22 protein-coding genes and 1 tRNA gene are annotated in these 19,850 nt (G+C 72.5%); 11 read left to right on the top strand and 12 right to left on the bottom strand.

Translation table 11 applies throughout. The features are described 5' to 3' along the window. Window positions 1-6 precede the first annotated feature (6 nt). From meaB to ABD333_RS15575, 5 genes are all read left to right on the top strand, one after another. Window positions 7-987: a methylmalonyl Co-A mutase-associated GTPase MeaB gene (gene meaB, locus ABD333_RS15595; protein WP_344541516.1), complete on the top strand. Its 981-nt coding sequence runs from the start codon at window positions 7-9 to the stop codon at window positions 985-987. 80 nt (window positions 988-1,067) lie between these two features. Then, the gene (locus tag ABD333_RS15590; protein WP_344541514.1) at window positions 1,068-2,042 is read left to right on the top strand and encodes a GNAT family N-acetyltransferase; all 975 of its coding nucleotides are present in this window, start codon (window positions 1,068-1,070) and stop codon (window positions 2,040-2,042) included. 213 nt (window positions 2,043-2,255) lie between these two features. Next, window positions 2,256-2,326: transfer RNA gene (locus ABD333_RS15585), tRNA-Asn, on the top strand. 69 nt (window positions 2,327-2,395) lie between these two features. Next, window positions 2,396-2,836, top strand: a complete 441-nt coding sequence (locus ABD333_RS15580; RefSeq protein WP_344541512.1) for an HNH endonuclease — start codon at window positions 2,396-2,398, stop codon at window positions 2,834-2,836. A 383-nt stretch (window positions 2,837-3,219) separates the two neighbouring features. Continuing rightward, on the top strand, window positions 3,220-4,230 hold the full coding sequence (locus tag ABD333_RS15575) for a coiled-coil domain-containing protein (protein WP_344541510.1): 1,011 nt from the start codon (window positions 3,220-3,222) through the stop codon (window positions 4,228-4,230). Between the two features lie 18 nt (window positions 4,231-4,248). Here the strand turns inward: ABD333_RS15575 and ABD333_RS15570 are convergent, their stop codons facing one another. Next, window positions 4,249-5,655 (bottom strand): ATP-binding protein, encoded by a 1,407-nt coding sequence (locus ABD333_RS15570; protein WP_344541508.1) that lies wholly within the window; start codon window positions 5,653-5,655, stop codon window positions 4,249-4,251. Window positions 5,656-5,710: 55 nt separating this feature from the next. Further along, window positions 5,711-7,360 (bottom strand): FAD-dependent oxidoreductase, encoded by a 1,650-nt coding sequence (locus tag ABD333_RS15565; RefSeq protein ID WP_344541506.1) that lies wholly within the window; start codon window positions 7,358-7,360, stop codon window positions 5,711-5,713. Between the two features lie 118 nt (window positions 7,361-7,478). Between ABD333_RS15565 and ABD333_RS15560 the strand changes: the two genes are divergently transcribed. Further along, window positions 7,479-8,537, top strand: coding sequence for a Gfo/Idh/MocA family oxidoreductase (locus ABD333_RS15560; RefSeq protein WP_344541504.1), 1,059 nt, complete (start codon window positions 7,479-7,481; stop codon window positions 8,535-8,537). Here ABD333_RS15560 and ABD333_RS15555 read toward each other — a convergent pair. Then, a complete protein-coding gene (locus ABD333_RS15555) occupies window positions 8,531-9,370 on the bottom strand; it encodes an endonuclease/exonuclease/phosphatase family protein (RefSeq protein ID WP_344541502.1) in 840 nt (279 codons plus the stop codon). The genes ABD333_RS15560 and ABD333_RS15555 overlap by 7 nt on opposite strands. Before the next feature lie 73 nt (window positions 9,371-9,443). Further along, a complete protein-coding gene (locus tag ABD333_RS15550) occupies window positions 9,444-10,238 on the bottom strand; it encodes a class II aldolase/adducin family protein (RefSeq protein WP_344541500.1) in 795 nt (264 codons plus the stop codon). A gap of 136 nt (window positions 10,239-10,374) precedes the next feature. Between ABD333_RS15550 and ABD333_RS15545 the strand changes: the two genes are divergently transcribed. From ABD333_RS15545 to ABD333_RS15525, 5 genes are all read left to right on the top strand, one after another. Beyond that, window positions 10,375-11,493 carry a PucR family transcriptional regulator gene (locus ABD333_RS15545; RefSeq protein WP_344541498.1) on the top strand — a complete coding sequence of 373 codons (1,119 nt, stop codon included), beginning with the start codon at window positions 10,375-10,377 and terminating at the stop codon, window positions 11,491-11,493. A gap of 38 nt (window positions 11,494-11,531) precedes the next feature. Then, entirely contained in the window at window positions 11,532-12,398 is an 867-nt protein-coding gene (locus tag ABD333_RS15540; RefSeq protein ID WP_344541497.1) for an LLM class flavin-dependent oxidoreductase, read from the top strand. Between the two features lie 83 nt (window positions 12,399-12,481). Then, window positions 12,482-13,012: a TetR/AcrR family transcriptional regulator gene (locus ABD333_RS15535; protein ID WP_344541495.1), complete on the top strand. Its 531-nt coding sequence runs from the start codon at window positions 12,482-12,484 to the stop codon at window positions 13,010-13,012. Between the two features lie 5 nt (window positions 13,013-13,017). Continuing rightward, window positions 13,018-13,359, top strand: coding sequence for a DMT family transporter (locus ABD333_RS15530; protein ID WP_344541493.1), 342 nt, complete (start codon window positions 13,018-13,020; stop codon window positions 13,357-13,359). Further along, window positions 13,356-13,772 (top strand): DUF5360 family protein, encoded by a 417-nt coding sequence (locus ABD333_RS15525; RefSeq protein ID WP_344541491.1) that lies wholly within the window; start codon window positions 13,356-13,358, stop codon window positions 13,770-13,772. The genes ABD333_RS15530 and ABD333_RS15525 overlap by 4 nt, the downstream gene beginning before the upstream one ends. Here the strand turns inward: ABD333_RS15525 and ABD333_RS15520 are convergent. The 8 genes from ABD333_RS15520 to ABD333_RS15485 all read right to left on the bottom strand — a co-directional run bounded on the left by ABD333_RS15520 (window position 13,729) and on the right by ABD333_RS15485 (window position 19,842). Continuing rightward, window positions 13,729-14,094 (bottom strand): YkvA family protein, encoded by a 366-nt coding sequence (locus tag ABD333_RS15520; protein ID WP_344541489.1) that lies wholly within the window; start codon window positions 14,092-14,094, stop codon window positions 13,729-13,731. The two genes, ABD333_RS15525 and ABD333_RS15520, sit on opposite strands and share 44 nt — an antisense overlap. Before the next feature lie 18 nt (window positions 14,095-14,112). Further along, entirely contained in the window at window positions 14,113-14,670 is a 558-nt protein-coding gene (locus tag ABD333_RS15515) for an MBL fold metallo-hydrolase (RefSeq protein ID WP_344541487.1), read from the bottom strand. A gap of 102 nt (window positions 14,671-14,772) precedes the next feature. Next, entirely contained in the window at window positions 14,773-15,159 is a 387-nt protein-coding gene (locus ABD333_RS15510) for a VOC family protein (protein WP_344541485.1), read from the bottom strand. 93 nt (window positions 15,160-15,252) lie between these two features. Then, entirely contained in the window at window positions 15,253-16,110 is an 858-nt protein-coding gene (locus ABD333_RS15505; RefSeq protein WP_344541483.1) for a helix-turn-helix domain-containing protein, read from the bottom strand. A gap of 44 nt (window positions 16,111-16,154) precedes the next feature. Continuing rightward, the gene (locus tag ABD333_RS15500; protein ID WP_344541482.1) at window positions 16,155-16,907 is read right to left on the bottom strand and encodes a hypothetical protein; all 753 of its coding nucleotides are present in this window, start codon (window positions 16,905-16,907) and stop codon (window positions 16,155-16,157) included. Window positions 16,908-17,072: 165 nt separating this feature from the next. Then, window positions 17,073-18,479: an aldehyde dehydrogenase family protein gene (locus ABD333_RS15495; RefSeq protein WP_344541481.1), complete on the bottom strand. Its 1,407-nt coding sequence runs from the start codon at window positions 18,477-18,479 to the stop codon at window positions 17,073-17,075. A gap of 145 nt (window positions 18,480-18,624) precedes the next feature. Then, a complete protein-coding gene (locus tag ABD333_RS15490; RefSeq protein WP_344541479.1) occupies window positions 18,625-19,164 on the bottom strand; it encodes a hypothetical protein in 540 nt (179 codons plus the stop codon). Between the two features lie 6 nt (window positions 19,165-19,170). Beyond that, on the bottom strand, window positions 19,171-19,842 hold the full coding sequence (locus tag ABD333_RS15485; protein WP_344541477.1) for a hypothetical protein: 672 nt from the start codon (window positions 19,840-19,842) through the stop codon (window positions 19,171-19,173). Window positions 19,843-19,850: the final 8 nt, after the last annotated feature.

The raw sequence follows: 19,850 nt of genomic DNA, 5'->3' as shown, positions 1-19,850 counted from the left end.
CGACACGTGAAACCGCTGGAGGACTACGTCGAGGGGGTACGGGAGGGCTCCAGGGCGTGGATCGCGCGCGCGATCACGCTGGTGGAGTCGAGCCGTCCCGACCACCGGGAGCTCGCCCAGCGCCTGCTGGTCGAGCTGACCCCGCACGCCGGAGGCGCCCGGCGGGTCGGCATCACGGGCGTGCCCGGCGTCGGCAAGTCCACGTTCATCGACGCGCTCGGCACCGACCTCACCGCGGACGGGCACCGGGTGGCGGTGCTGGCCGTCGACCCGTCCTCGACCCGGACGGGCGGCAGCATCCTCGGCGACAAGACCCGCATGAACCGGCTCGCCGCCGACCCCGCCGCCTTCATCCGGCCCTCGCCCACCGCGGGGACGCTCGGCGGCGTCGCGAAGGCCACCCGCGAGGCGATGGTGGTGATGGAGGCCGCCGGGTACGACATCGTCCTCGTCGAGACCGTCGGGGTCGGGCAGTCGGAGACGGCCGTCGCCGAGATGGTCGACTCGTTCCTCTTCCTCACCCTCGCCCGCACCGGAGACCAACTGCAGGGCATCAAGAAGGGCGTGCTGGAGCTCGCCGACGTGATCGCCGTCAACAAGGCGGACGGCGACCACGCGCTGGAGGCCGAGAAGGCGGCCCGCGAGCTGGCAGGGGCGCTGCGCCTGCTGCGCAGCGACGAACGGGTCCGCGGCATCCGCGTCCTCACGTGCAGTGCGAAGGAGAACACCGGCCTCGACACGGTCTGGCGGCACATCGTCGACCACCAGGACCGTCTCAAGGAGTCCGGCGAGCTCGACGCGCGCCGCCGGAGGCAGCAGGTCGGCTGGACCTGGGCCATGGTCCGCGACCGGCTGCTGACCGAACTGCACGAGCACCCGGCCGTACGAGAGATCGCGCCGGAGCTGGAGGAGCAGGTCGCCGCTGGACGGCTCACCCCCGCTCTGGCGGCCGAACGCATCCTCGGGGCGTTCACCCGGCGGTCCTGAGGGGGGATCCTGAACGGTTTCGGGGCATGGGTTAGGCCGGGTGCGGCTCGTGCCCGCTCGGAATCCGCTACAAATGGCGGATGGACGTCATCGTGGTCGATGATCCGACGGACGAACAGATCCGGCAGTGGCACGCCGTGCTCCTCGCCGTGCACGCCGACGACCCGGACGGAGACGCCCCCGAGCCGGAGCACACGGCCGCCCGGCTGCTGGGCGCCGAGCAGGCCTCCCGGCAGCGGTTCTGGGCGGCCCTCGACGCCGGCGAGATGATCGGCGTGGCCACGCTCCGGCTCCCGGGGGAGCCCGGCGCCGACCGGCCCGGCGAGATCGACATCCGGGTGCGCCCCGACCGGCGCCGCGAGGGCATCGGCACCCGGCTGCTCACCGAGGCGGCGGCGGGCCTGCGCGCGGACGGCCGTTCCAGCGTGCTGGCCCAGGTCTCGGCGGAGACCCCGGCGATCCCGTTCCTGGAGTCGCACGGCTTCCGCTGCGTCCTGACCCTCAGCGGCCTGCTGCTCGACCTGGACGACGTCCCCCCCGAACGCGTCACCGCGCTGGTGGCGGCGGGTCCGCCCGGCTACGAACTCGTCCGCTGGCAGGGCGTCGTGCCCGACGAGCACGCCGCCGCCCTCGCGCGCGCCAAGCACGCCATGGCCGACATGTCCGCGTACGAGGGCGTGCCGTGGGACTCCGACCGGGTCCGCGAGATGGCCGAGATGGTCAACAAGCGCGGTGACCGCCTCTACACGGTGGCCGCCGTCCAGGGCACCGTGATCGCGGGCTTCACCGAGATCGTCGTGCCCGCCGTCGGCCCGGAGCGCGCCGCGCAGTACGACACCGCCGTGGTCCCCGAGCACCGGGGCCGCAGGCTGGGCATCTGGGTCAAGGCCGCGATGCTCGACTGGCTGCGGCACGAACGCCCCGAGGTCCGCGAGATCGAGACCGACAACGCCGGCGACAACGTCCACATGCTGGCCGTCAACGAGGAGCTGGGCTTCCGCCACCAGCGGGAATCTCGCGAGTACCAGGCCTCCGCCGCCGACCTCCCCGGCTGACTTATCCCCAGAATCACGCTCTGGTGCGCTGACCCCGTCCCGTCGGCCATTCTGGTACCAGCCGCGGCCCGACCGGGCCGCCGCAGGATCAGGAGGGCTCGCCCATGCCCGAGACACCGTGTATCAGCGCGAAAATCCGTTGCCCGCGTAGGGTCGGGTGGGCACTCTAATGGTGGTGCCGGAAAGCCGGAACCCCAGGAATTGTCTGCTCATTCCTCTGTAGTTCAAAGGCAGAACGCCGCACTGTTAATGCGGATATCCAGGTTCGAATCCTGGCGGAGGAGCCGAACAGGCTGCCGAGCGAAGCTCGTCGGTTGATGGGCGGCGGGCGGGGCGGAAGGGAGGTGGTCGTGGTGACGGTGCTGGTTCTGAACGCGTCGTACGAGCCGTTTCAAAAGGTCGACCTGCGGCATGCCATCCGCATGCTGGTGCGCGGGGTCGCCGTCGTGGAGGAGGCGGAGGAGGGCCGGACCTTCGGTCACTTCCCCGTACCGCGGGTGCTGCGCCTCGTCAGGTACGTCGCCATGCGCTGGAGGCATGGGAGGCGCCCGCCGTGGAGCAAGCGGGGCGTCTACCTGCGCGACCAGGGCCTGTGCGGCTACTGCGGAAAGCGTGGCCACACGATCGACCACGTGCTCCCGCAGTCGCGGGGCGGCGCGGACACCTGGCACAACACCGTGCTCGCCTGCGGCAAGTGCAACAACCGCAAGGGCGACCGTACGCCTGAGGAAGCCGGGATGCGGCTGCGCTGGGAGCTGCGCGTCCCACGCTGGGAGGAGCTCGTCGGGCTCTAGGGCGTGTTCATAAGCCCCTGTCCTACTGCGCGACGCCCAGGCACGCGCCTCGCCGCGTTGTCGCCCCACCCCACCAAAACGCTCCGCAGAGCTCCGCGTTTCGGCGGGGACCCCGGACAAGCGGTCGACAGCCAAACCCGGGCTGACTCCCTCCTCCGCCTTGCGATGCACGCACCTGGACGCCGCTCGCTACGGACGCGACTTATGAAACACGCCCTAGCGGCCGGGCCGTCTCCAATTGGAGCGGTCCGGTCGTCGCTATTGTCGAGCGGTCACCTTTCGGTAGTGCACCTGTAACTCTGTGTGTTTGTTGGAACTTCTGAGGCTAATTGGCCGATTGTGGTAGCGTGCCGCCAATCTTCTGCATGATTCGGAGGAGATCAGTGGCGGCCCTTGACCCTCTCGGCCGAAAACGACGCTTCGCCGGTAAAACGTCGCTGCGCAGACGCTGCGTGGCCCTCGCCCTGGTCGTGGCGGCCTCCGCGGCGCTTCCCCCGTCGTCGGGCGGCGCCGTCAGCGCCCCGGCGGCGAAACCCAAGGACCTCAAGAAGGAGTACGCGAAGCTCAAGAAGCGCGCGGACGCCCTCAACAAGGAGTACCGCGGCGAGCTGATCTCTCTCGACCAGGCCAAGCGGGCGGCCGAGCGCGCGGGCCTGGAGGCCGACCGGCTGACCCGTGACTTCGAGACGGCTCGGGCCGACCTGAGCCGGTTCGCCGCCTCCACGTACATGAGCGGCAGGCTCGACACGATCCCGACGGTCACCGCCGGCGATCCGAAGGCGGCCATCCGCGACATCACCATGGTCGAGCACCTCGCCCGCAATACCGGGCGGCGCATCCAGAGCCTGGAGTCCCTGGCGAGCCAGGCCACCCGGTCGCAGCAGGCGGCCGGTGCCAAGCTGGCCGCCGTGCGCAAGGAGATCGACGAGCTGGAGGGGCAGCGGGCGCGGGTCAAGAAGCTGCTCGCCAAGTACAAGCCCGAGGTCCCCACCACCCCCGGCCGCCCCGACGGCGCGCCCAAGACCAAGTCCCCGCTCATCGGCCCCTCGATGACCAGCCGCATGCGCACGCTGATGCTGGCCATCGACGGCAGGTTCGGCCCGTTCCCCGCGATCGGCTGTTCCCGCCCCGGCGACCCGCAGGACCACGGCTCGGGCCGGGCGTGCGACTTCATGGAGAGCACCGGCGGCAGCATGCCGAGCTCCGGTGCCCGCGCCCACGGCGACGCGGTCGCGCAGTTCGTCATCAGCAACGGATCACGCTACGGCGTGAAGTACGTGATCTGGCGTCAGCGGATCTACGACATGCGCGGCGGCGGAAGCTGGAAGGCCATGTCCGACCGCGGCAGCGTCACCGCCAACCACTACGACCACGTCCACGTCTCCGTCCTCTGACGGCCCGCGGGGGAGCGGTCAGGCGTCGGTGAGGGGCAGGAGCACCTCGAAACGGGTCTCGCCGGGCCTTGACTCCACGCGGATGTCGCCGTTGTGGCGGTCGACGACGATGCGCCAGGAGATGTCGAGGCCGAGGCCCGTGCCCTGGCCGACCGGCTTGGTGGTGAAGAACGGCGTGAAGATGCGGGGCAGGTGCTCCTCGGTGATGCCCACGCCGGTGTCAGCGACCTCCACCAGGGCGTGGTCGTTCTCTCGGGCGGTGGTGATGGTGAGGGTGCCCTCGCCGTTCATGGCGTAGAGGGCGTTGACGATCAGGTTGGTCCACACCTGGTTGAGCTCGGCCGCGTAGACGGGCACCTCGGGCAGGCCCGGGTCGTAGGACGTGACGACGCGGACATTGCCGATCTTGCGCTTGAGCATGGTGAGCGTGCTGTCGAGGAGATGGCGCAGGTCGACGCGCTGGTACGGGGCGCGGTCGAGCTGCGAGTACTGGCGCGCCGAGTCGAGCAGGGTGGTGATGCGGCCCGTGGCGTCGGAGATCTCCGCCTGGAGCTGGCCGACCTCGATGACCTCGGCGAGCCAGCGCATGGCGGCGGGGAGCTGGCGGTCACCGGCGACGGCGGCCACCTCCTCGGCGTCGGCCACGCCGAGCCCGGCCGCGACCAGGCCCGGAGCGAGCTCCCACGCGCCCTCGACGGCGTGGTCCTCCAGCCAGTCGCCCAGCTCGTCCTCGGCGTCGCTGATCTCCATCGGCGTGCGGGGGCGGGCCTGCGGCTCGCTGAGGTGCTCGCGCAGGTGGACGAGCTTGCCGAGCCGTTCGCAGTCGACACCGGCGGACGCGAGCTCGGCCAGCCGCTTGTGCGCGGAGACGAGCCGGTCGCCGAGCTCGGCGCTGGCGCGGGAGGCCGCGGCGGCCGGGTTGTTGAGCTCGTGGGTGAGGCCCGCGGTGATGGTGCCGAGCGCCGTCAGCCGTTCCCGCTGGTCGATGATGCGCCGGGCGTTGTTCATGCCGAAGAAGATGCCCTCCAGCAGGTGCGTCGCCATCGGGAACCACTCGCGGACGGCCTTGCCGAACTTGCGGGCGGGCAGCGCGAACATCCGGGTGGGCGCGGTGGCCCGCAGCGTGTGCGCGTACTTCTGCTCGATCCGGTCGTCGAGGTAGGCCATCACGGCGCCCCCGTACACGCCGGGATTGGAGCCGCGGGTCAGCTCGGCCTGGTGCTCGTGGATCAGCTGGGAGAGCGCGATCTCGCCGTCGAGCAGGACGAAGAAGAACTCCGCGGGCTCGCCCTGCGCACAGACGATCTCGTTCTCGCCGTACGAGCGCACCGAGCCGTACTCGCACAGCCAGGCCAGCTGCTCGTCGTCGAGCCGCTCGAAGAGGAACAGCGGGCGCAGGTCTTCGGGCGTGACGGTCTGGCTCATGGCGCCGCCTTGTCTGGACGGAGAAGGGCGAGAGGAGTGAGGTGGCCGTGGCGGATCATGACTGTTCCAGGTAGCGGTGGACGAGCGCGACGGCCATGGCTCCGTCGCCGACCGCGGACGCCACCCGTTTCATCGAGTCGGCCCGGACGTCGCCCGCGGCGAAGATGCCCGGCACGCTGGTCTCCAGGTGGTAGGGCTGGCGGGTGACCGGCCAGTCCGCGGGGCGGCGTCCGTCGGCGACGAGGTCGGGGCCGGTCAGCACGTAGCCGCGCGCGTCCCGTTCGATCATGCCGTCGAGCCATTCGGTACGGGGCTCGGCGCCGATGAAGACGAACAGCCAGTGGGCGTCCACGGTCCGTTCGCCCTCGGGGCCGGACAGCGTGAGCCGTTCCAGGTGGTCGGTCCCCTCGCCGGACACCACGACGGTCCGGGTGTGGACCTCGATGTTGGGGATGCCCGCGATCTGCTGGATCAGGTAGTGCGACATCGACTTCTCCAGGCCGCCGGCCCGGACCAGGATGTGCACGCGCTTGGCGACGCGGGAGAGGTTGACGGCCGCCTGCCCGGCCGAGTTGGCGCCGCCGACGACGTACACCTCCTCGTCGGTGCAGCCCGGCGTCTCGGCCATCGCCGCGCCGTAGTAGACGCCGACGCCGACGAGGTCGTCCAGGCCGGCCGCGTCCAGCCGCCGGTAGGACACCCCGGTCGCGAGGATGACGGCGTGGGCGGCGATCTCGGAGCCGTCGGCCTGCCGGACCACCCGGGCCTGGCCGCGGGTCTCCAGGCCGGTGACCTTGCCGGTGGTGATCAGCTCGGCGCCGAAGCGTTCGGCCTGGCGGCGGGCACGGTCGGCGAGCTGGGCACCGGAGACGCCGTCGGGGAAGCCGAGGTAGTTCTCGATGCGCGAGCTCTGCCCGGCCTGGCCGCCCGAGGCGTGCCGTTCGATCAGCACGGTGCGCAGGCCCTCCGACGCCCCGTACACCGCCGCGCCGAGCCCGGCGGGACCGCCGCCGACCACGACCAGGTCGTAGAAGTCGGCCTCGGGGGAGGTGGACAGGCCGACCGCCGCCGCCAGCTCGGCGTCGGTGGGAGCCGACAGCGTGGTGCCGTCGGCGGTGACGACCAGCGGGAGCTCGGGGTCGCCCGCGGCCTTGAGCAGCTCGGCGGCCTCGGGCGAGGTGTCCAGCAGCCAGGTGTAGGGCACCTGGTTGCGGGCCAGGAAGTCGCGGACCTGGTACGAGCGGTTGGACCAGCGGTGCCCGACGACGCGCAGCTCGCCGGGCGTGGTGCGCTCGGTCCGCCGCCACGCCTCCAGCTGCGAGTCGATCACCGGGTAGAACTTCTCGTCCGGCGGGTTCCAGGGCTTGAGCAGGTAGTGGTCGAGATCGACCACGTTGATGGCGCGGATCGCGGCGTCGGTGTCGGCGTAGGCGGTCAGCAGCACCCGCCGGGCGTACGGGAACAGGTCCATGGCCTGCTCCAGGAACTCCACGCCGGTCATCTCCGGCATGCGGTGGTCGGCGAGCAGCAGGGCGGTGTCGTCCCCGCGCAGCCGCAGCTCGCGCAGCGAGTCGAGCGCCTGCGGGCCGGACTCGGCGCGCACCACCCGGTAGGTCTCGGCGTAGCGGCGGCGCAGGTCCCGCGCCACGGCCCGGGACACCCCCGGGTCGTCGTCCACGGTCAGCAGCACAGGCTTGGACAACACCCAACTCCCTGGATTCTCGTGATCACTTCGCCGTGATCCTGTCAAAGACTACGTCGCCGGGTGAACGGCACGGGCCCCGGTGGCAGGCTCGGCGAACGGCATCAGCCATGATCAGAGCATGGATCTGCGCGTTGCTCTGATCGGCTTCGGCACCGGCGGCTCGGTTTTCCACGCGCCGCTGATCTCCTCGGTCGCCGGGTTGCGGCTGGCCGCCGTGGTCACCGCCAACCCCGGACGCCAGGCGGCCGTCCGCGAGCGCTATCCGGATGCGAAGGTCCTGGACAGCGTGGACCGGCTGTGGGAGGGCACCGGGGTGTACGACCTGGTGGTGGTGACGGCGCCCAACCGCCAGCATGTGCCGCTGGCCAAGGAGGCGCTCACCTCCGGGATGCCGGTGGTCGTCGACAAGCCGCTGGCGCCCTCGGCGGCCGACGCGCGGTCGCTCGCCGCGCTGAGCGCCGTCCGCGGGCTGCCGGTGATCCCGTTCCACAACCGCCGCTGGGACGGCGACCTGCGGACCGCCCGGCGGCTGGTCCGGGAGGGCGCGCTGGGCGACGTGCTGCGCTTGGAGTCGCGGTTCGAACGGTGGCGGCCGCAGGTCAAGCGGGGCTGGAAGGAGAGCGACGACCCCAGGGACGGCGGCGGCATCCTCTACGATCTGGGCTCGCATCTCATCGACCAGGCGGTCCATCTCTTCGGCCGTCCGGAGCGGGTGTACGCGGAGATCGACGTCCGCCGTCCGGGCGCGGTGGCCGCGGATGACGTGTTCGTCGCCCTGACCTACCCGGGCGCCCTCCGGGTCCACCTCTGGATGAGCGCGACCGCGGCGCAGCTCGGCCCCCGTTTCCGGGTGCTGGGCGGCCGCGCCGCGTACACCGTCGACGGGCTGGACGGGCAGGAGGACGCCCTGCGCGCGGGCATGACCCCGAGAGACGCGGGCTGGGGCGTCACGCCGCCCGAGGCGTACGGGCGGATCGGCACACCCGGCGACGAACGGCCCCAGCCCACGGAGCCGGGCGCGTACCAGGAGTTCTACGCGGGCGTCGAACGGGCCGTCCGCGGTGAGGCGCCCCCGCCCGTCACCCTCGCCGACGCCATCCTCGGCCTGGAGATCATCGAGGCCGCCGTCCGGTCGTCCCGGGACGGCCAGGCCGTCGACCTGGCTCCGGCTCAGTAGCGGAGGTCGGCCAGGACGCCGTAGTGGTCGGACGGCAGGACGCCGTCGACCGGCTCGGTGCCGACAAGCTCGCAGCGCACGGGGTGGCCGGCGCCGCCCGCCCTCGGCCAGGCCGAGAAGACGTAGTCGATCCGGCGGTCGGGGAAGAGCACCGGGCGCGCCCAGGGATTGGCGTTGGCCCAGGTGTGCCCGGGCGTGCCGTCGCCCGCCAGTTCCCAGGCGTCGTAGAAGACCAGCCCCGGGGCCGACACGGCGGTGCGGCCGGTCAGCATGCGGATCTCGTCGCTGTCGGGTCCGGCGTTGAAGTCGCCGCAGAGCACCACGGGCGCCGACGTGTCGGCCAGCTTCCGCACGTACGAGCCGAGGTCGCGGAGCTGTCCCTGGCGCTGGACGCTGTGCCCGAGCTTCCAGCCGAGCCCGACGCCGAACACGTGCAGCGGCCCGCGCGGCCCGTCTGCCCGCGCGTACACGGCCAGGCCCGAGTCCCAGCCCTCCTGGTCGCCGAGCCGTTGCCGGCCGACCCGGGCGAGAGGCCAGCGCGAAAGGATCAGGACGCCCGACATCCCGCCGTCGGCCGAGCCGTCCTCGGGTGAGCCCCGGAACGCGTGATGGGGCAGCCCGAGGGCGTGCTTCAGCCGCTCGGCCTGGGTGTCGTCCCGGCTCTCCCAGGCTTCGTTGAGCACCACCAGGTCGCCCCCGGCGGCCTTCAGCACGTCGAGGATCGCCCGTTCGCGGTCGCGCCACGGTCCGTACCGCGACCAGACGTTCCAGGTCACCACCCGCACCGTGGTCTCGATCAACGGCCCGTACGGCTGCTCGATGTCGTAGCCCATGCCATGAGCGTTTCACCACCGGGCACGGCGTTCCAGGCCCATCGCGAGCGGCCGGGTCCGCACGCGGGGCCGGTCAGTCGAAGAGGTCAGGCTGCTCGCGGACGATCTGGTCGTACAGCGGCTGGTAGTTGATCCACCCGACCAGGTCGTTGCCGATTTGCGAGTGGGTCAGCCTGGCGTTCTCCGGCTCGATCGGCACCACCGTCCCGGCGGCCTTGGCCAGGAGCTGCACCTGGCACGACCGCTCCATCGTGATGAACCACCAGGCGGCGGCGTCGACGGTCTCGCCCACGGTGAGCAGGCCGTGGTTGCGCAGGATCACGGCCTTGTGGTCGCCGAGGGCGGCGGCGATGCGCTTGCCCTCCTCCAGGTCGGTGACGACGCCCGTGTAGTCGTCGAAGAGCCCGTGGTCCTCGTAGAACGCGCAGACGTCCTGCGTGATCGGCTCCAGCTTCTGGCCCAGCGCCGAGATCGCGCGGCCGTGCGTGGAGTGGCTGTGGGCGGCGGCCACCACGCCCGGGCGGGCCTGGTGCACCTGGGAGTGGATGGCGAACGCGGCCTCGTTGACCGGGTACCGGCCCTCCACCACCTGGCCCTGGTGGTTGACCAGGATCAGGTCGCTGACCGTGATGTGCTTGAAGGACATGCCGAACGGGTTGACCCAGAAATGGTCGGTGTGCTCGGGGTCGCGGGCGGTGATGTGACCGGCCACGCCCTCCTCGAACCCGAACTTCCCGAAGATCCGCAGCGCGGCCGTGAGCCGTTCCTTGCGGTGCCGGCGCTCCTCCTCGACGGTGTCGAAGGACGGGGGCAGCCGGAAGATCAAGTCGGTCGCCAGCTTGTCGAGGAACTTCTCTTCGTCGGACACGGGACACTCCTTCGATTGTCTCCTACCACCAAACATCACCCGCGCGCCCATCGCCTAGGCTGATTCGGTCCAAGCAGGAGGCAGGCCGTTGTCCTCGACGGACAACGGCCGAGACGAGGAGGCGAGGAGGCCGCCCGTGGCGCCACCGGACGCCGACCCGTTCCTCCGGCTGCTGCTGGAGCGCAGCACCGACCCCGCGCTGCTGGACACGACGGTCCGCGCCGCCCGGAGCAAGTCCGAGCTGGTGGCGGCCCTGCCGGAGGAGGAGACCCGGCGCCACACCGAGGCGCTCCTCACCGGCGTGCTGGCCGCGCTGGCGAGCGGCGGCGAGCCTGGCGAGGACGTGCTCCGCGCGGCGGAACGGCTCGGCTCGGACCGCGCCCGGCAGGGCGTCCCCGTGGCCTCGTTCCTCGACGGTTTCCAGGCGGGCCGGTCGCATCTGGTCCGGCTGCTGATCGACGAGGGGCGCGCCCTGGGGGTGCCCGCCGGCGTGCTGCTCGACGGCGTCACCCGCATCGACGACATCACCACCGCGCTCGTGCACCGCATGGTCCACGCCCACCGCGTCGCCGAGCTGGAGATGGCCCGCACCACGCGCGAGAGCCACGTCCAGACGCTGCGCCGGCTCCTGCACGGAGAGCCCGAGCCCGTCCTGGCCCCGCTCGATCCCGCCGTCCGGTACCACTGCGTGGTCTCCGACGTCAGCGACCCTGCCGTGGCCGCCGGGATCGAGGCCGCCCTGACCGCGTCCGGGCACGGGCTCTGCGGGTTCGTCGACGGGCGGCTGGCGGCGGTCGTCACCCGGTTGCCGCCGTTCCCGCCGGACACCCCGCTGCTGGTGGCCGCCCCCGCGGTGCGGCCCGCCGAGATCGCGCCGCTGTACGAGCTGGGCCGGCGGGCGTTGCGGGCGGGCCGCACGGCCGGGATGCGCGGCCTGCGCGATCTGACCGATCTCGCGCTGCTCACGGTCACCCGGTCCGAGCCCGAGCTCGGCCGCCTGCTGGCCGGCGGGCTGCTCGGCGGGCTGCGTCCCGGCGACCCGTTCCACCGGGAGCTCGCCGAGACCGCGCTGGCCTACCTGGACCACGGCGGCCGGATCGACGACACGGCCACCGCGCTGCACGTCCACGGCAACACGGTGAAATACCGGCTCCGCCGCCTTCGCGAGCTGACGGGCCGCTCGCCGTCCGACGCCGGCGGGGCCGAGTCCGCCGCGCACTGGTGGTGGGCGCTGCGCAGCTGGCTGGGCCGTTGATGAGAGCCTGGCCCCCGACACGATCGCGGGGAGGCGCCGTGGAACGGCCGAGGATCAGCACGGTGATGTGGCCGACGGAGCCGTGGCCGCGGGCGGGGGAGCTGTGGCGGCGTGCCGAGGAGCTGGGGTTCGAGACGGCATGGGTGTACGACCACATCGCCTGGCGGGGCACCACTCCGTGGTACGACGCGTTCAGCACGCTGTCCGCCGCGGCCGCGATCACCTCGCGGATCAGGCTGGGCACGCTCGTCACCTCGCCCAACTTCCGCCACCCGGTGCCCACGGCACACGCGGCCAGGACCATCGACCACATCAGCGGCGGCAGGTTCACCCTGGCGATCGGCGCCGGCGGCACGAGCCGCAGGTCCGACGCGGGCATCCTCGGCGGCGGTGAGTGGACGCCACGCGAACGCGCCGGCCGGTTCGCCGAATGGGTCGACCTCATGGACGCCCTGCTGCGCGGGCCCGAGGTGACCTTCGAGGGCACGTACTACTCGGCCCGCGAGGTGCTGACCTCGCCGGGCTGCCTGCAGCGGCCGCGGCTCCCGTTCGCGATCGCCGCCACCGGGCCGCGCGGTCTCCGGCTGGCCGCCCGCCACGGCGACCTGTGGGTCACCACCGGCAGCCGCGAGCTCCGCCATGACCCGCGGGAGGCCGTGCGCAGGCAACTGGAGGGCCTGCGGGAGGCGTGCGACGCCGAAGGCCGCGACGTGGGGCGGCTGCGGCGGCTGTTCCTCACCGGTTTCACCGAGGAGCCGTGGCTGGCGTCGGCCGAGGCGTTCGCCGATCTCGCGGGCCGGTACGCCGAGCTCGGCATCACCGACATCGCCCTGCACTGGCCGCGTCCAGGCACCGACTGGGACGCCGACCTCAAGGTCGTCGAGGCCATCGCGAGCGATCACTGAGCGAACGACTGGATCACCGGTCTCCGCCGGGCTAGGCTGACGACCGACCGTCTGGACGGTCTGAACCCAGGGCAGGAGGCAGGATGCGGGACCGGATCCTGGACGCGGTCGAGCGCATGCTCATCGCGGGCGGTGCGGACGCGGTGCGGCTGGACGCCGTCGCCGCCGAGGCCGGGGTGAGCAAGGGCGGGCTGCTCCATCACTTCGGGTCCAAGCGGGCCCTGGTCGAAGGGGTCCTCGACCGGCTGGTGGAGCGGTTCGAGGCGGAGCTGCCACCGCCGGGCTCGCCGCCGGGCGCCTTCACCAGGGCCTGGCTGGAGGCGACCATCCCGGCGGCCGACGTGCCGGCCGACGACGGCTTCGACCGGGTGTCGGTGGCGCTGCTCGCCGGGGTCTCCGGCGGCCCCGAAGTACTGGACGCGCTGCGGCGCCGCTACGAGCTGTGGCAGCGGCGGATCGCCGGCGACGGCCTCGACCCGGCCACCGCCACCCTCGTACGGCTCGCGGTGGACGGATGGTGGCTGGCGCGGCTGCTCGATCTGGCCCCGCCGCACGACGATCTCCACCGGGAGGTCCGCGCCCGGCTGAGCGCACTGATTCCGGAAGGGGAGTGACCGCCGTGCCGCACGTGATGCCGTACGTGCTCCTCGGGCTGGCCATCGCCGCCGAGGTGACCGCCACCCTCTCGCTCCGAGCGTCGGAGGGCTTCTCCAAGCTCGGCCCGTCCTCGATCGTGGTGGTCGGCTACATCGTCTCGTTCGTCCTGCTGGCCAAGGCGCTGACAGCGCTGAACGTGGGCCCCGTGTACGCGATCTGGTCGGCGCTCGGCACGGTGGGCGCGTTCGCGGGAGGCGCGCTGCTCTTCGACGAGCCGGTCCGGCCCGTCACCCTGATCGGCGCGGGCATCATCCTCGTCGGAGTCGTCGTCATGAACCTCGGCGGCGGGGTGAGCCACGGATGAGTCCGCGCGTGCTCGGGCCGACCAAGGCCGCCATGCTGCTGACCGACGTGGGCTTCCTGCTCTACTGGGTGGTCGCGTGCGGCGGGATGATCCCGCAGGAACTGGCGTACAAGGACTACGCCGATCCCGTTCTGGCCGACTGGAACACCTCGTTCCTCCCGCTCGACCTCGCGGCGAGCGTGACCGGCCTGGCGAGCCTGTGCCGCCCGCGGGGCTGGCAGGTGCTGATGACGGTCTCGCTCACGCTGACGAGCACGGCGGGCCTGCAAGCGATCGCGTTCTGGGCCCTGCGCGGCGACTTCTCGCTCACGTGGTGGCTGCCGAACCTCTTCCTGCTGCTCTTCCCGCTGCCCGCGCTGGCCCTGCTGTTCAGGCCTGGCGGCTGCGGCGCCGGCGCGCGGCCTCCTGGCTGAACGCGATGACCAGCCAGGTCAGGGCCGTGGCGTCGTCGACGATCCCGACCGGGAGGAGCGGATCGGGGATGAGGTCGATCGGCGACACGATGTAGACGACCGCGGCGATCATGGCGGCGATCTTCCCCGTGCTCGTCCGGTAGTACGCCTCGACGGCCGAACGGTCCCGCGCACGGCCCCGCGCACGGCGGCGGAGCCGCAGGATCCCCGCGACGGCCGACACCGCGCCGAGCGTCATCAGGACCGCGCCGGCCACGTCGAGGTCCGTGGCGAACAGCAGGATCGTCCCTGCGAGGAGGAGGGGAACACCGAGCCAGACCATGGGCACCACCGTATGCAGTCACATCCGGTATTGCCCGCCCTCCTCGCCCCATTCACCGAACGGCGGATTTTTCCCCGCGTCCATGGCCGCGCACGCCGCGTCGCCCGGGCGGACGAATACGAGCCGCCGCACGCCCAGCCGCCGGGCGGCCTCGGCGGTCTCGGCCACGTCACATCCGGCCGCCCCGGCGAACACCAGGTCGGCGCCCTCCACCCAGCCGGGCGGCTCGGCGAAGTCCGGCGCCCAGACGGCGGCCCGGTGACCCCGCGTGATCTTGTAGCCGTGCACGCCCGGCCTGGGATGCGCGACCGGCAGCGGGTCGACGTGCAGGGTGCCCTGGCGGAACGGCGCCACGGCCGGTCGGAGCATGCCGGACTCGTGCGCGATCCGGTGCAGGTCGTCGCGGAGGGGTCCCCGCTCGTCGGCCACCAGCCAGGCGTCGACGTTCTCCGGCGGTTCGGAGCCCGGGCCGCCGTCGAGACCCACCCTCGTGTGGCCGTACTCGACGAGCAGGCCCGCCGGTGCGAACCGGGGCGACCTGGCCGTCCCGATACCGAGCAGCATCAGCCGTGCCACTCTCTGATCGTCGCCCCGCCGCGCCGCCGCGTCCAGACCTGGATGGTCGGGTCCAGGTCAATTCCGCGTGCGGCCCGGGGTCGGGCCGATGCCTGATGCGGGTCAGCCGCCGGAGGCAGGCCGGTAGGTGCCGAAGCTCCACAGGTGCCCCTCGGGATCACGGGCGGTGTAGCCGCGGCTGCCGTAGTCCTCGTCCTTGAGCGGCTGGACCACCTCCGCTCCCGCCGCGACGGCGCGCTCGTGGTGCGCGTCGGGGTCGTCCACGATCAGATAGAGCCAGCAGCGGCCCGTCCGGAACGTCTCGTCCTCGCGGACCGAGCCCAGCATGATCACGCCGCCGTCGCCCCAGGCCAGCTCGGCGTGCGCCACCGTGCCGCCAGGCCCCTCCGCCACGAAGTGCTCGGTGAGTCCGAACGCGCCGGTGAGCCACTTGATCGCGGCCGGGGCGTCGGTGTAGCTCAGCGCCGGGAACACCGTCGGTGCCGTCATGGTCGTTGCCTCCTTCGTCGTCAGGTCGTCCTCGTCGTCGACGGTACGAGCCGTGCGGCCCGGCCGTCTTGGACGAATGGAACCGCCCGGACGTCAGGGCGCCTCGCCGGCGGTGGTGGTGACGTATTCGGGGGCGCGGCCGGCGAGAAGCTCGGTCGGGGTGCACCCGGCCAGGGCGCGGAACTCGCGGTTGAGATGGGCCTGGTCGTAGTAGCCGCAGGTGACGGCGATGTCGATCCAGCTCGGCACGCCCCGGGACATCAGGTCGACGGCGCGCTGGAACCGCAGCACGCGGGCCATCACCTTGGGGCTGAGGCCCACCTGCTCCTTGAAACGGTGGGTGAGGTGCTTGCGGCTCCAGCCCACCTCCCCGGCGAGCACGGCCACCGGAGTGCGGCCGTCGGTCGCGGTGAGCAGGTGCCAGGCCTCCCGCACCTCGGGATCGGGAGAGGGACCGGCCGCCAGCCGCCGGAGCAGGAACGCGTCGAGAAGGTCGAAACGTTCGCCCCAGCCCGGGGCCTCCTGGAGCCGGTCGACGAGCGTGCGCACCTGCGGCCCGAGCACGTCGGCGAGGTCGACGGCGAGGTTGGTGAGGGCGCCCATCGGGACGCCGAGCAGGGTGTAGGCGCCGAGCGGGGTGACGTCGAGCTGGATGCCGCGCTGGCCGCCCGCGTGCTCGTACATCCCGTGGCCGTCGTGCATGCCCGCGACGAACGAGTCGTAGGCGGTGGGACGCGCCGCGGGGTCGGGGACGTGCAGGCGCAGCGGCGGGCCCAGATTTATGATCATGACCGTGTGGCGGGTGGGCAGGGTCCGCATCCGGCTCGGCACCGCCCGGGACTCCCAGTAGCCCTCGTAGACGGCGAGGAACGGGCGCAGCGCCGCGTGGGGCCGGCCCGCCGCCAGCCACCAGTCACCCCGGTGCTCGTACCGGACGGACCTGTCGCTCACCTGCCCAGTCTCGCATCCGGGTCGGACAGGGCCGCGCGGCGGCGTCACTCGTAGATCTGGCCGCACACCGCGATCCGCGCCAGGTCGGCCCAGCTCATCGTGGTGATCGAGCGCAGGTAGCACCGGGATCGCGCCGGGCCCTCCGCCCCGGCGGCCAGCGGCACGCGGGTGCCGTCCGCCGTGTCCCAGCCGCCGAGGCTGCCTGCCACGGCGCACTCCAGGTAGGTGGCCGGGTCGAAGTTGTACCAGCGGCGCGGGGTCGCGCGGCGTCCGGTGCCGGGCGGGCGCGGGGCGTCGACGCCGAAGCGGGCCTGCGGGCCGGGCGGCGCGGTCCGGAAGTCGGCCAGGTCGGCGAGCTGGGACAGGATCACCCGTTCCCAGTCGCCGTACCCGTCCGGTTCCCGGCCCGGCAGAGACAGGTCCTTGCTCAGCCACGCCGGGTCGAACTCGGCGGGCGGCGTGGCCGCGGCCGCCGAGAACATCGCCGCCACGTCGTCCGGAGCCAGGGGGTCGCGGTCACGGAGCGGAGCGCTCACCTTCCACAACGACCGCAGGAAGGTCGACAGCGACCAGGAACTCGCCCGCGCCTCCTGGCCGAGGTGCAGGAAGTGCAGGTAGAGGTCGCGGTTGGTGTGCAGGGCGGGACCGGGCGGGCCGGCGATCCAGTAGAGCTGCTTGTGCGGAACGCCGCTCTCCAGGCGCAGGACATGGGCCAGGGCCGCGACCCGGGAGTCGTAGGCGGCCACCGGGAACTCGTTGCCGAGATCGTCCTGGCGAACGACGTCCCACTTGTCCATCCGGTCCTCCGCGGTCGCCGATCGGTGCCGTTTCAGCGCCTCGCGCAGAGAGTCTCCCATCCGGGCGGCCGACGACCAGTAGTTGCCGTGTCACTTTCCGGACTCGAAGTCGTGACCTTCCGTACAACCCCTGGTCATCGGGGACCGCCCGGCGCGGGCGCGCGGTCAGCGCCGGGACCGGTGGATCACCTGCAGTTCGGTGAAGCCGTACAGGCCCCAGGGGCCGTTCTCCACGCCGACGCCGCTCCACTTGAAGCCGCCGAACGGCTGGTGCGGCGCGAGCGCGAGATGGGTGTTGACCCAGGCGGTGCCGCATTCGAGGCGGCCCGCGACCTCGGCGGCGCGGTCGGCGTCGGCGCTCCAGACCGAGCCGGACAGGCCGAAGTGCGTCCCGTTGGCCCGGGCGACGGCCTCGTCCAGGTCGGCGTACTTGACGATCGGCAGCGCCGGGCCGAACTGCTCCTCGTCCACGATCCGGCTGCCGTCGGCGACGTCGGCCAGGATCGTCGGCTCGAAGAAGTAGCCGGGGCCGTCGATGGGCTTGCCGCCCGCGGCGGCGCGGGCGCCGCCTGCCAGCGCCTCGGCGACCAGTTCGGAGACCCGCTCGAACTGCGGCCTGTTGTTGATCGGTCCGTACTGGACGCCCTCCGCCAGGCCGTCGCCGACCTTGGCCGAACGGGCCTTGGCGGCCAGCGCGTCCACGACGTCGCCGTACAGGCTCTCGGGCACGTACACGCGCTTGATCGCCGAGCAGACCTGGCCGTTGTTCTGGAAGGCCGCGCCGAACAGCCGGTCGGCCACCGCGGCCGGGTCGGCGTCGTCGAGCAGGATGGCCGGGTCGTTGCCGCCCAGTTCGAGCGTCAGCCGCTTGAGGTCGGGAGCGGCGGCCGCGGCCACCCGTTTGCCGGTGGCGACGCTGCCGGTGAAGCTGATCTTGCGGGGCACCTCGTGCGCGGTCATCCAGGCGCCGAGCTCGTCGCCGCCGGTCACGACGTTCAGCACGCCGGGCGGCAGCACGTCGCGCAGCACCTCGCCGAGCTTCAGGCTGCTCAGCGGCGTGTACGGGGAGGGCTTGAGGACCATGGTGTTGCCGGCGAGCAGGGCGGGCGCCAGCTTCCAGATCGCCAGCAGGAGCGGATAATTCCACGGGGTGATGGCCGCGACGACGCCCATCGGCCGCCGCACCACCTCGACGAACGCGGCGTCGTCGTCCTGGATGACCTCGCGCGGCAGCTCCAGGTCGGCGAAGTACTTGAGCCAGACGCCCGCGCCGACGACCTCCATGGTGGCGTCGCCGAGCGGCTTGCCCTGTTCGAGGGTGAGGATGCGGCCGATCTCCTCGGCCTTGGCGAACATCAGGTCCGCCGCGGCCAGCAGCGCCTTGCGCCGGGCCTGCTCGTCGCCGCGCCATCCGGGCAGGGCCGCCTGCGCGGCGGCCATGGCCTGGTCGAGCTGTTCGCGGGAGGCGTCGGGGGCCTGTTCGGCCACCGCACCGGTCGCGGGGTTGATCACGCCGAACGTGCCGGGCGCGTCCGCGCTCCGCCCGTCGATGGTCATCGTGAAGCCGGTCACCGTTGAGCCTCCACTTCGCAGCGCATACCGAACGTCGTTCAGTATTCCCCGCGAAGCCGCCGCCGACCAGCCCGCCGGCGCACGCGCCGCGAACGAGCCCCGCCCGCGGGAGAAGGGAGGCGGGGCTCGTCCTGGTCGGCTCCGGTCAGGTGGACAGCAGGCGCTCGATGAGGTCGCGGTAGGCCCGGAGCGCCAGCCGGTGCCGTTCGGTGTCGGCCTGATCGTCCTGCTTCTCGCTCCGCCAGCGCTCGTCCAGCGACCGCTTGCGCTCCAGGAGGCTCGACTTGATCAGTTCGACGACCTCGGTGGTCAGCTCGTCCGCCCTGCGCACGGTGTCGCGCGGGTCGTCGACGAAGGCGGCCTGCAGGTCGCGCCAGCGCTCGTGGAACCGGTCGGCGTCCTTGGGATCCACGAGCCGCTCGACGCGTTCGCCGGACGCCGGTGCCGACGGCTTCGAGGGGAACGACGTGGCCACCTCGTCCTCCGGCGCGGGACCGGCGACGTGGGTGTCCCCGCTCACGGTCACCTCGCCGGTGCCCACGGCCTGTGCGCGCTCGTCGGCGGTCAGTTCCGGACCGGCGGTTCCGGGCGCCTTTCCCGGCTGCGGTCCCGGCTGAGGTCCCGGCTGCGGTCCCGGCTGAGGTCCCGGTCGCGGGCCGGGACGGTCGGCAGGTCGGTTCTCCATGGTCGATCAGCTCCTGGGCTGTGATTCGTCGCCACGGCGTTCACCCGGCTGCGGTCCCGGCGTGGCCGTCCCCGCCTTCGCCTCGCCCTCCGGGGCGGGCTCGGACCCCTGCCCGGGCTCGCGCGGCACGGTCCCGCGCTCCTCCATCGGCACGGCGAGCAGGTCCTCGAAGAGGGCCCGGTAGTGCACCATCGCCTGGCGGAGGTCCTCGGTGGTCGCCTCCTTCCGCCCGGCGCGGTCACTGATCCCGCGGGCGCGCCGGTAGTGGTCGATCGTGCGGCCGTGCTCGACCGACAGGTGCGCGACCTTGTCGTCGAAGTCGCGGGTCGGGTAGCCGCGCTCGCCCATGACGACGGTCACGAGCCGGTCCGCCTGTTCGACGGCGGCCTCGGGGGTGTCGACGAACTGCTCCTGGACGTGCACCCACTGCTCGCGGTAGAGGTCGCGCTGGCGCGGTTCGAGCTCGCGCAGCTCCAGCTCCTCGTGCCGCTGCCGGCGGGAGAGCAGCTCCCGCTCCGCGGCGGCCCGGCCGCCCTGCCGCTCCACGGCCCGGTCGTATTCGGGGCCGAACTGCCGCCGCAGCTGCCGCGTCCGGGCCTGCTTCCAGGCCAGATAGCCGACGCCGGCGACGGCCGCGACGATGACGACGGCTATGACGACCATGAGTACGGTCGACATCGGTGCCT

Origin of the sequence: Actinomadura fulvescens, from assembly GCF_039533225.1 — a bacterium.
Taxonomy (GTDB): Bacteria; Actinomycetota; Actinomycetes; order Streptosporangiales; family Streptosporangiaceae; genus Spirillospora; species Spirillospora fulvescens.
The sequence above is the reverse complement of the archived record's forward strand: the minus strand, read 5'-3'. Positions and strand labels throughout refer to the sequence as shown.

Excerpts from the sequence above, each read along its gene's own strand:
- ABD333_RS15590 (WP_344541514.1), top strand. The coding sequence starts at position 1,068 with ATGGACGTCATCGTGGTCGATGATCCGACGGACGAACAGATCCGGCAG.
- ABD333_RS15570 (WP_344541508.1), bottom strand. The coding sequence starts at position 5,655 with ATGAGCCAGACCGTCACGCCCGAAGACCTGCGCCCGCTGTTCCTCTTC.
- ABD333_RS15560 (WP_344541504.1), top strand. The coding sequence starts at position 7,479 with ATGGATCTGCGCGTTGCTCTGATCGGCTTCGGCACCGGCGGCTCGGTT.
- ABD333_RS15555 (WP_344541502.1), bottom strand. The coding sequence starts at position 9,370 with ATGGGCTACGACATCGAGCAGCCGTACGGGCCGTTGATCGAGACCACG.
- ABD333_RS15535 (WP_344541495.1), top strand. The coding sequence starts at position 12,482 with ATGCGGGACCGGATCCTGGACGCGGTCGAGCGCATGCTCATCGCGGGC.
- ABD333_RS15525 (WP_344541491.1), top strand. The coding sequence starts at position 13,356 with ATGAGTCCGCGCGTGCTCGGGCCGACCAAGGCCGCCATGCTGCTGACC.
- ABD333_RS15520 (WP_344541489.1), bottom strand. The coding sequence starts at position 14,094 with ATGGTCTGGCTCGGTGTTCCCCTCCTCCTCGCAGGGACGATCCTGCTG.
- ABD333_RS15510 (WP_344541485.1), bottom strand. The coding sequence starts at position 15,159 with ATGACGGCACCGACGGTGTTCCCGGCGCTGAGCTACACCGACGCCCCG.
- ABD333_RS15500 (WP_344541482.1), bottom strand. The coding sequence starts at position 16,907 with ATGGACAAGTGGGACGTCGTTCGCCAGGACGATCTCGGCAACGAGTTC.
- ABD333_RS15490 (WP_344541479.1), bottom strand. The coding sequence starts at position 19,164 with ATGGAGAACCGACCTGCCGACCGTCCCGGCCCGCGACCGGGACCTCAG.
- ABD333_RS15485 (WP_344541477.1), bottom strand. The coding sequence starts at position 19,842 with ATGTCGACCGTACTCATGGTCGTCATAGCCGTCGTCATCGTCGCGGCC.